This is a genomic window from Clostridium sp. CAG:43 (assembly GCF_000434655.1).
Classification (GTDB): Bacteria; Bacillota; Clostridia; order Lachnospirales; family Lachnospiraceae; genus Otoolea; species Otoolea fessa.
Genome location: NZ_FR895090.1, coordinates 15,549 through 23,545 on the forward strand (window position 1 = coordinate 15,549; position 7,997 = coordinate 23,545).

The window sequence follows — 7,997 nt, forward strand, 5'->3', positions numbered from 1 at the left end:
CAAAATCAACCGCCGACGTTCCGTACTTTAAATGTACTTGCTCCATTGTCTTTCTCCTTCACATTTCCTCATCTGCGTTAAACAGTTGCGCTTTAAACCACTAAAGTATATAGTAAAGCACCTGTTTTGTCAAGTTTTTCACAAAACAGGTGCTTTATTTTTATAATTTATATGATATTTTTCAATCTCCCCGGTACGCCGCATACATCTGCGTCGTCGCCATATCCGAATGTCCAAGAATCGTCTGAACCGCCCGCATGTCTGCACCTCTCGCAATCAGGTGCGCCGCAAAGGAATGGCGCAGCGTGTGCGGCGTGATATCTTCCTCAATCCCGGCTTTCTCGCCGTAATATTTGATAATCTTCCAGAATCCCTGCCGGCTCATCGCGCCGCCTGTACAGTTGACAAAGAAATAGTCCGATCCCTTTCCGCGAAGCAGGTCGTTTCTCGCATGTTCTAAATACTCCTCCAGCGCTGCTTTCGCCGAACGTCCAAATGGGATCGTCCGCTCCCTCTCCCCGTCGCGACAGACCAGAAATCCAATGTTCATATTGATATCTTCCATCTGGATCCCTATAAGCTCTGACACCCGGATTCCGGTCGCATATAAAAGAGCCAGCATCGCCTTGTCCCGGATCTCCTTCGGCGTCTGCCCGGATGGCTGTGCCAGAAGCGCCGATACCTGATCGACACTCAGGATCACCGGCGCCTTTTTCTCTACTTTCGGCGCATGCAGACTCTCCGCCGGGTTCCGCCGGATGCATGCCTGCATACATTCATAATTAAAAAAAGCTTTCATCGCCGCCATCATCCGTGAAATGGTGGTAGCCGCCTTTCCCTGCTCTTCCATATGAAGAATATATCCATGCAGGCTGGTCTTTGTCACCTTCGCCGCCTCCCGGATCTCTTTCTCCTCCAGATAAGTAATCATCTGCATCAGATCTCTCCGATATGACTGTACGGTATTTTCCGATGCCTGTTTTACCTCCCGCAGGTACTGTTCAAATCTGTCTACTTCCCCTCTCATACTTCCCCAATCTATTCTCGTAACCATTTCCGCCATTCTTTTATTCACGGCATTTTCTGCCAAAGCCCCAGCCTGCGGGGCAGATATCGTTTCGCGGCAATCCTATTGATTCCTCCATCTGAACCATCCATTCTCCTGAGGTTTTCTCACCCTATCTGCAACTTACCTTCTTCTCCACAAACAGGGCTTTTATCGTCCGCAGGTATCATTATATCTACATTTTCCCATAAAATCAAACATAATTTTCCCCACTTTTCCTACATTTTTCGACTGATTTACATAAAAATACAACATATGGTACGTCCACTTTTTTCACCCCCATATGTTGTAAATTTTGAATTATATTTTTATTCAGACAGCCCCATTAAAATGGGCAGTGTGAGACCAGTAATGATACAAAACCAGGATTCAGCCACACTTCCAGCGCAGTTCCCATCCCCAGCACCAATAAAAGGATTAAAAATCCAGCCGTCCGTATCCGCCTCTCCTTTGCAAGCGCCCAGGAAAGAAGCAGCCAGAACACAGGAATATAAAACACCACCTGTGGAAATAACGTCGCCACAAATACAGGCAGTCCCCAAAAACCGCCCCAGCCAGTAAATCCTGCCAGCAGCCATGCCTGCTCCAGACCTAAGACGAGACAAGCACCCCACGCAGCCAGGCATGCGACCGGCGTCATACCTGCCAGCCACAGCATCAGCGCCATCCCTGACCGCTGCAGCCAGACCTGAAAAAACAAAGTTCCCCGGCTGGCTGCCTTCATTCCGGCGTTTAGATGCCACCCGGCACCCGATGGATCTCCCATTTCTTGTCCAAGCCTCGCTGCCAGCACACTTTCCAGCCCGGCATGTCCGCTCCCGGACGAAATTTGAAAACAAACGGCTGCTATCGTCCCCAATACAATCCCAAGGATCCAAAAAAACACTGATACATCCCAGGTACTTAAAGCCGGAAGCCGGAATCTCCTTTTCACATGCAATCCCTGCCTATTCCTTTGTTACCTTATCTGTATTCAGTGTTTTTTATAATATGCCTTTATATCTGCCTCTATATGCTGTTAGCTTCATGCGTCTTTCAGCGTCTAATCCATATATTTATTTCATCACAGATGCTCACAGTGCTTCGCTAATCCTTATTTTTACTTCTGTCCTGCTTTGCAGGCATACGCCAGAATCGCGGACACAGTCTTTCCATCCGTCAGCTCTCCTGCGTAGATCCGTTTCAAAAGGTCGGAAAGTTCCCACGCCTCTACCTCAATCTCCTCGTCCGGGTCAAGATGCTGATGGGTTTTCTTGAGATCGCGTGCCAGAAAAATATCCAGCGCCTCATCACAGAACGCGATCGTTGTGTTGACGCTCATCAGATATTCCAGATGGTCACAACGGTAGCCCGTCTCCTCCTCCAACTCGCGGTACGCGCAGTCAATCTTCGCCTCATCCGGCGAATCCAGCTTACCAGCCGGAATCTCCAGTGTATAGCGGTCCAGCGCATTGCGGTACTGACGCACCATGAGAATCTTCCCATCCTCCGTAACCGGAAGCACCGCTGCCGCGCCGTCATGATGGATAAAATCCCATTTTGCCTGATGTCCGTTTACCTCGACGGTATCTTCGTACATTTTCAAGATGGTTCCCTGATATTTTAACTCTCGTTTCAGACGTTTGACCGGCACGGACTCCAGCGATGCCTGCTTTTCTACTTTCTGTTCCATATTTCCTCACCCTTATGTCCAGGTTCCTTCTGGGTTCTTTTTCAACATTTTTTCACTATTTCAGGTCGATGCACTTCTCATAGCATGCGTCACATGCCTTGATAACCGCATTCCGCAAACCATACTCCTCCAGGACGCTGACCGCGTAGATCGTCGTGCCGCCCGGCGAGCAGACATCATCTTTGAGCGCGCCCGGATGCTTGCCGGTCTCGAGTACCATCTTCGCACTGCCGACAACGCCCTGCGCCGCCATCCGGTAAGCCACATCTCGCGGCATGCCGTACTTAACGCCCGCATCTGCCAGCGCCTCGATGAACATATAGATGTATGCCGGTGCACTGGAACTGATACATACAACCGCATTCATCATATATTCCGGAACGATCTCCATCATACCAAAAGATTCAAAGAAATTGCTGATCATCTGCTTTTCTGTCTCTTCAAACAGCTTCTTGTCGTAGCAGACACCTGTCATACCCTCGCCGATCAGCGCCGGCGTGTTCGGCATCGCACGCACGATACGGCGGTCACCGCCCAGCTTCTCGTTGACACTGTCAATCGTGATACCCGGTGCAATCGAAATAATAATATTTTCTTTCGTTACATGGTCCTTGATATCTGCCAGTACATTGTCATAAAACTGCGGTTTTATAGCTAATACGATATATTTTGCATTTTCCGCACAATCCTGGTTTGTGTCAACCGCCTTGACACCTGTCTCTTTCTCTATCTGTGCCACTCTCCGGCGGTTCAAATCCGTAAAAGTGATGTCTTCCGTTTTATATTTGTTCAGCAGGCTTCGCATGATCGCATAGCCGATATTTCCCATTCCGATAAAACCAATTTTCGCCATAATCTTTGTCTCCCTCCATCTGCCATCCGGCACTTCCCTGCCGGATGATCCTCCATTTGTTGTCTGACTGCAGCTACTCTTTCCAACAGCCACATCTGGCTTTCTATTCAGCATCTTGATAACGGTTCAATCTTCTTACCATTACGCCACAATAAATGCATGAAGCTGCTAAATAATCACTATTTTTCAACTCTATCATGCTATAATACTCGTCTTTTGGACAGTTTGCAAGCGAAATTTCTCCGCCTGCCTTCACGCTCACGACCCTTTATTTTACCCTGCTCATGCAAATTTTCAGTCTGTCCGAAAAACAGAGTTTCCGTTTTCCGCTTCATGAAAAAAACCTGTATTTTTCTGTATTTCTTTCTCTCTCAAAAAAGATGTAAAGAATATGCCTTGCCACATTCGGGCGTCTCGCGCGGTCGCTTGCGACATGTTTCTGCTTCGCGCGAGTGCGCATCCTCGCGGAGCGTTTTTTTGTTTCATAGGACGCAATTTCCCATGAAACAAAAAAGTCTTATGAATGTAATGTATCTTCATCCATAAGACTTTTATTTTCATGCTCAAGTTTACTCCATGCAGCCCTGCTGCCGGGTTTTATTTGGCGTACTCGGTAACTCTCGATTCACGGATTACATTGACCTTGATCTGTCCCGGATACTGTAACTCTTCCTGAATCCGCTTTGAAATCTCTCTCGCCATCAGAACCATATCATCGTCGCTGACCTGTTCCGGTACAACCATGATACGCACCTCGCGACCTGCCTGAATTGCGTAGGATTTATCAACACCCTTATAGGAGTTCGTGATATCCTCCAGCTGTTTCAGACGGTTGGTATATGTTTCCAGAGTCTCTCGTCTCGCACCTGGACGTGCCGCTGAAATCGTATCAGCTGCCTGTACCAGACATGCAATCAAGCTCTGTGGCTCTACATCGCCGTGATGGGCTTCCACTGCATTGATAACGGTTGCGGACTCTTTGTACTTCTTACAGAGCGCCACACCCAGTTCTACGTGGGTTCCCTCCTGCTCGTGATCGACTGCCTTTCCAATATCATGTAATAAACCTGCACGTTTGGCGGTCCGTACATCGACGCCCACCTCAGCCGCCAGAAGTCCGGCTAACTGTGCAACCTCAATCGAATGCTTCAATGCATTCTGACCGTAGCTTGTCCGGAATTTCATCTTACCAAGCAGCTTGACAAGTTCCGGATGGATACCATGAATGCCAACTTCCAGAAGAGCCGCTTCGCCCTCCTCGCGCATCATGTTTTCCACTTCTTTCTGTGCCTTCTCTACCATCTCTTCGATTCTGGCCGGATGAATCCGTCCATCCACAATCAGACGTTCCAGTGCAATACGCGCTACCTCTCTCCGGATTGGATCGAAGCCAGACAGGACAACTGCCTCCGGCGTATCGTCGATGATCAGTTCCACGCCCGTCAGAGTCTCCAGTGTACGAATATTTCTTCCCTCACGTCCGATAATTCGTCCCTTCATCTCATCATTCGGAAGCTGTACGACTGATACGGTTGTCTCAGCCACATGATCCGCAGCACAGCGCTGAATCGCTGTCACCACATAATCCTTGGCTTTCTTCTCTGCTTCCTCTTTCGCTTTCGCCTCAAGATCTTTGATCAGCTTCGCCGTATCATGCTTTACATCTTCTTCCACGGAACGCAGCAGATATTCCTTTGCCTGTTCAGAGGTTAAACCGGAGATCTTCTCCAGTTCCAGCATACCTTTCTCATAGAGAGCCTCTGCCTCCGCAGTCTTTCTCTTGAGTGCCTCCTCCTTGACATTCATACCCGCTTCACGCTTTTCCATCGCTTCTGCTTTTTTGTCCAGGTTTTCTTCTTTGCTCAGTACACGTCTTTCATAGCGCTGAAGCTCAGCTCTTCTTTCCTTTGTTTCTTTCTCAAGCTCATTCTTTGTCTTTAACGACTCTTCCTTCGCTTCAAGGAGAGCTTCTCGCTTCTTTGTCTCAGCAATTTTCAATGCTTCATCTATTATTTCCCTGGATCGTTCTTCTGCGCTTCCAATCTTCGCCTCATATGTCTTCTGGCGATGCTGGTTCGCAACGATCCAAGTAATAGCTGCTACAATAACACCTGTAACGATAACCGCAATTATTACTTGTGACACAGGAGCACCTCCTTATTTAGTTTTCATTGTACGAAAATACAATACTATAATTTTAAACGGTTTTATACAGTATGTCAAGCAGAATAAGCGCTTCCTACCAGCTTCCTGAGACGCCTTCAGACAGCGTTCTGTTCTGTTTCATAATACATTTGCACGTTCACAGTCATGAAACAAAATCCATTCAAAATTATCTTTGGTAAATGACTCTGCACCTGAAAGTCAACTAAGTGCATCCTCCTGCTCCTTCATCTCTCTCCGGATATCTTCCCATGAAAATCCCCGCCTCATCAGATAGGCAATGATCTTTTTTTCCTCCTCCGGCGCTGTCTCTCCCGCCCTATAATGCTTCTTCTCAAGCAAGACGCGGATTGCCTCGCCCGAATCATGTTCTGTCTCTTCCAGCTGCTCCCGGATGATCTCTCGCGATATGCCTTTTCGCTGCAGGTAAAGCTTCAATTCCGCCTGGCTTTTCCGCTTTCCATGAACCTGCAGGTAATTCGCCGCATATCTGGCATCGTCCACAAAATGATATTCCTGCAAAAAGCCAATCGTCTCCTGCACGATCGAATCCGGATACCCGTCCTGGAAAAGGCGGCGGCACATTTCTCCTTCCGTCCGGTCCTGCACCTTCAAAAGATTCAGCGCCCGCTCATGTGCCCGGCGGCTTAAAAGATCCAAAAGCTCTCTCTCCGTTCTTTCTTCCAAAACCGCGCCCTCACAGACACCGTATTTTTCTAATTCCCCATTATATAAAAGAAAGGCAAAGTCCTCATCCGTGAAAACTTTGCACTTTCTCTTATCCAGGGATTCTACGCGTTCAATCCGCATATACAGCCCCTTTTCATAGCTACAGTTCACACGCTGCCAGCTGTAACTTTTCCTGTTACTGTTCACACATATGTGCCCTGTAACAGGATTTTGCTCTATTTTTCGTCCTCTGCGTCCACTCCTACCGGCGGAAGCTCCGTCGGTGCTTCCTTGGACGCCTCCGGCATCATCGTGTCTTCGGAAAGTCCGTATTTGACACGTACCTTGTTCTCAATCTCAAGGCAGATTTCCGGATTTGCTGCCAGGAAATTCTTCGCGTTCTCGCGTCCCTGACCGATCTTGCTGCCCTCATAAGCATACCAGGCGCCGCTCTTCTCCACGATGTTCTCCTTCGCCGCCAGATCCAGGATATCGCCCTCACGGGAAATACCTTTTCCGAACATGATATCAAACTCTGCCTCACGGAATGGCGGAGCAATCTTGTTCTTCACAACCTTGATGCGGACACGGTTTCCAATCACTTCGCCGCCCTGCTTCAGAGACTCAATCCGGCGGACATCCATGCGGACAGAAGAATAGAACTTGAGTGCCCGTCCACCGGTCGTAACCTCCGGGTTTCCGAACATGATACCAACCTTCTCACGCAGCTGGTTGATAAAGATAACGATACAATTTGAACGGCTGATTGCTGCGGTCAGCTTTCTGAGTGCCTGCGACATCAGACGTGCCTGCAGACCTACGTGGGAATCACCCATCTCGCCGTCAATCTCTGCCTTCGGAACCAGTGCGGCAACCGAGTCCACAATCACGATATCGATCGCACCGGAGCGCACCATCGTCTCGGTAATCTCAAGCGCCTGCTCGCCGTTGTCCGGCTGGGAGATATACAGATTATCGATATCAACACCGATCTTCTTCGCATATGCCGGATCGAGTGCGTGCTCTGCATCGATAAATCCAGCGATACCGCCTCTCTTCTGTACTTCTGCCACCATATGCAGGGCAACCGTCGTCTTACCACTGGACTCAGGTCCGTATACCTCGATGATTCGTCCCTTCGGAACACCGCCCAGTCCCAGTGCAATATCCAGGCTCAGGGAGCCGGTCGGAATCGTCTCTATATTCATATTCGCACCAGAATCACCCAGCTTCATCACTGAGCCTTTTCCGTATGCTTTCTCAATCTGTGTCAACGCAGCATCCAATGCTTTCAGCTTGTCTTCTTTATTCATCTTTCCCTCCAAAACGCCGCTCCGCGGCCAATCACGAACAAATGTTCTAAACTTAGTTCTATCATAGCGGATCCGGCTGTAAATGTCAACTGTTTTCTTTTGGTTTTCCCCCGGACGCACTGCAGGATGCTGCCGGATCTATAACCTGATTCTGCGATTCAAAGTATCTACAATTATATCATTTTCCGGCTGGTTCTGTCTATTATTTTGCCGAGAAAAGCTGCTACCCGAACTGTGTCGTACGGAATTTTCAGTTCAGAA

At 48.6% G+C, this 7,997-nt stretch carries 7 protein-coding genes; all 7 read right to left on the reverse strand.

The window, feature by feature from the left end:
• Positions 1-181: 181 nt before the first annotated feature.
• The 7 genes from xerA to recA all read right to left on the reverse strand — a co-directional run bounded on the left by xerA (position 182) and on the right by recA (position 7,736).
• A complete protein-coding gene (gene xerA / locus QVO97_RS07140) occupies positions 182-1,027 on the reverse strand; it encodes a site-specific tyrosine recombinase/integron integrase (protein WP_022359670.1) in 846 nt (281 codons plus the stop codon).
• Between the two features lie 364 nt (positions 1,028-1,391).
• Positions 1,392-1,952 carry a hypothetical protein gene (locus QVO97_RS07145; RefSeq protein ID WP_288189285.1) on the reverse strand — a complete coding sequence of 187 codons (561 nt, stop codon included), beginning with the start codon at positions 1,950-1,952 and terminating at the stop codon, positions 1,392-1,394.
• Positions 1,953-2,165: 213 nt separating this feature from the next.
• Complete coding sequence (locus tag QVO97_RS07150; RefSeq protein WP_022359672.1) at positions 2,166-2,738, reverse strand: NUDIX hydrolase; 573 nt, start codon at positions 2,736-2,738, stop codon at positions 2,166-2,168.
• Positions 2,739-2,793: 55 nt separating this feature from the next.
• Positions 2,794-3,591: a pyrroline-5-carboxylate reductase gene (proC, locus tag QVO97_RS07155; RefSeq protein ID WP_022359673.1), complete on the reverse strand. Its 798-nt coding sequence runs from the start codon at positions 3,589-3,591 to the stop codon at positions 2,794-2,796.
• Positions 3,592-4,188: 597 nt separating this feature from the next.
• Entirely contained in the window at positions 4,189-5,736 is a 1,548-nt protein-coding gene (gene rny, locus QVO97_RS07160; RefSeq protein WP_022359674.1) for a ribonuclease Y, read from the reverse strand.
• 219 nt (positions 5,737-5,955) lie between these two features.
• Entirely contained in the window at positions 5,956-6,564 is a 609-nt protein-coding gene (locus tag QVO97_RS07165) for a regulatory protein RecX (protein ID WP_107000341.1), read from the reverse strand.
• Positions 6,565-6,659: 95 nt separating this feature from the next.
• Positions 6,660-7,736: a recombinase RecA gene (gene recA / locus QVO97_RS07170; RefSeq protein ID WP_022359677.1), complete on the reverse strand. Its 1,077-nt coding sequence runs from the start codon at positions 7,734-7,736 to the stop codon at positions 6,660-6,662.
• Positions 7,737-7,997 lie beyond the last annotated feature (261 nt).

Coding starts and splice junctions, on each gene's coding strand:
- xerA (WP_022359670.1), bottom strand. CDS start 1,027: ATGAGAGGGGAAGTAGACAGATTTGAACAGTACCTGCGGGAGGTAAAA.
- recA (WP_022359677.1), bottom strand. CDS start 7,736: ATGAATAAAGAAGACAAGCTGAAAGCATTGGATGCTGCGTTGACACAG.
- proC (WP_022359673.1), bottom strand. CDS start 3,591: ATGGCGAAAATTGGTTTTATCGGAATGGGAAATATCGGCTATGCGATC.
- QVO97_RS07150 (WP_022359672.1), bottom strand. CDS start 2,738: ATGGAACAGAAAGTAGAAAAGCAGGCATCGCTGGAGTCCGTGCCGGTC.
- QVO97_RS07165 (WP_107000341.1), bottom strand. CDS start 6,564: ATGCGGATTGAACGCGTAGAATCCCTGGATAAGAGAAAGTGCAAAGTT.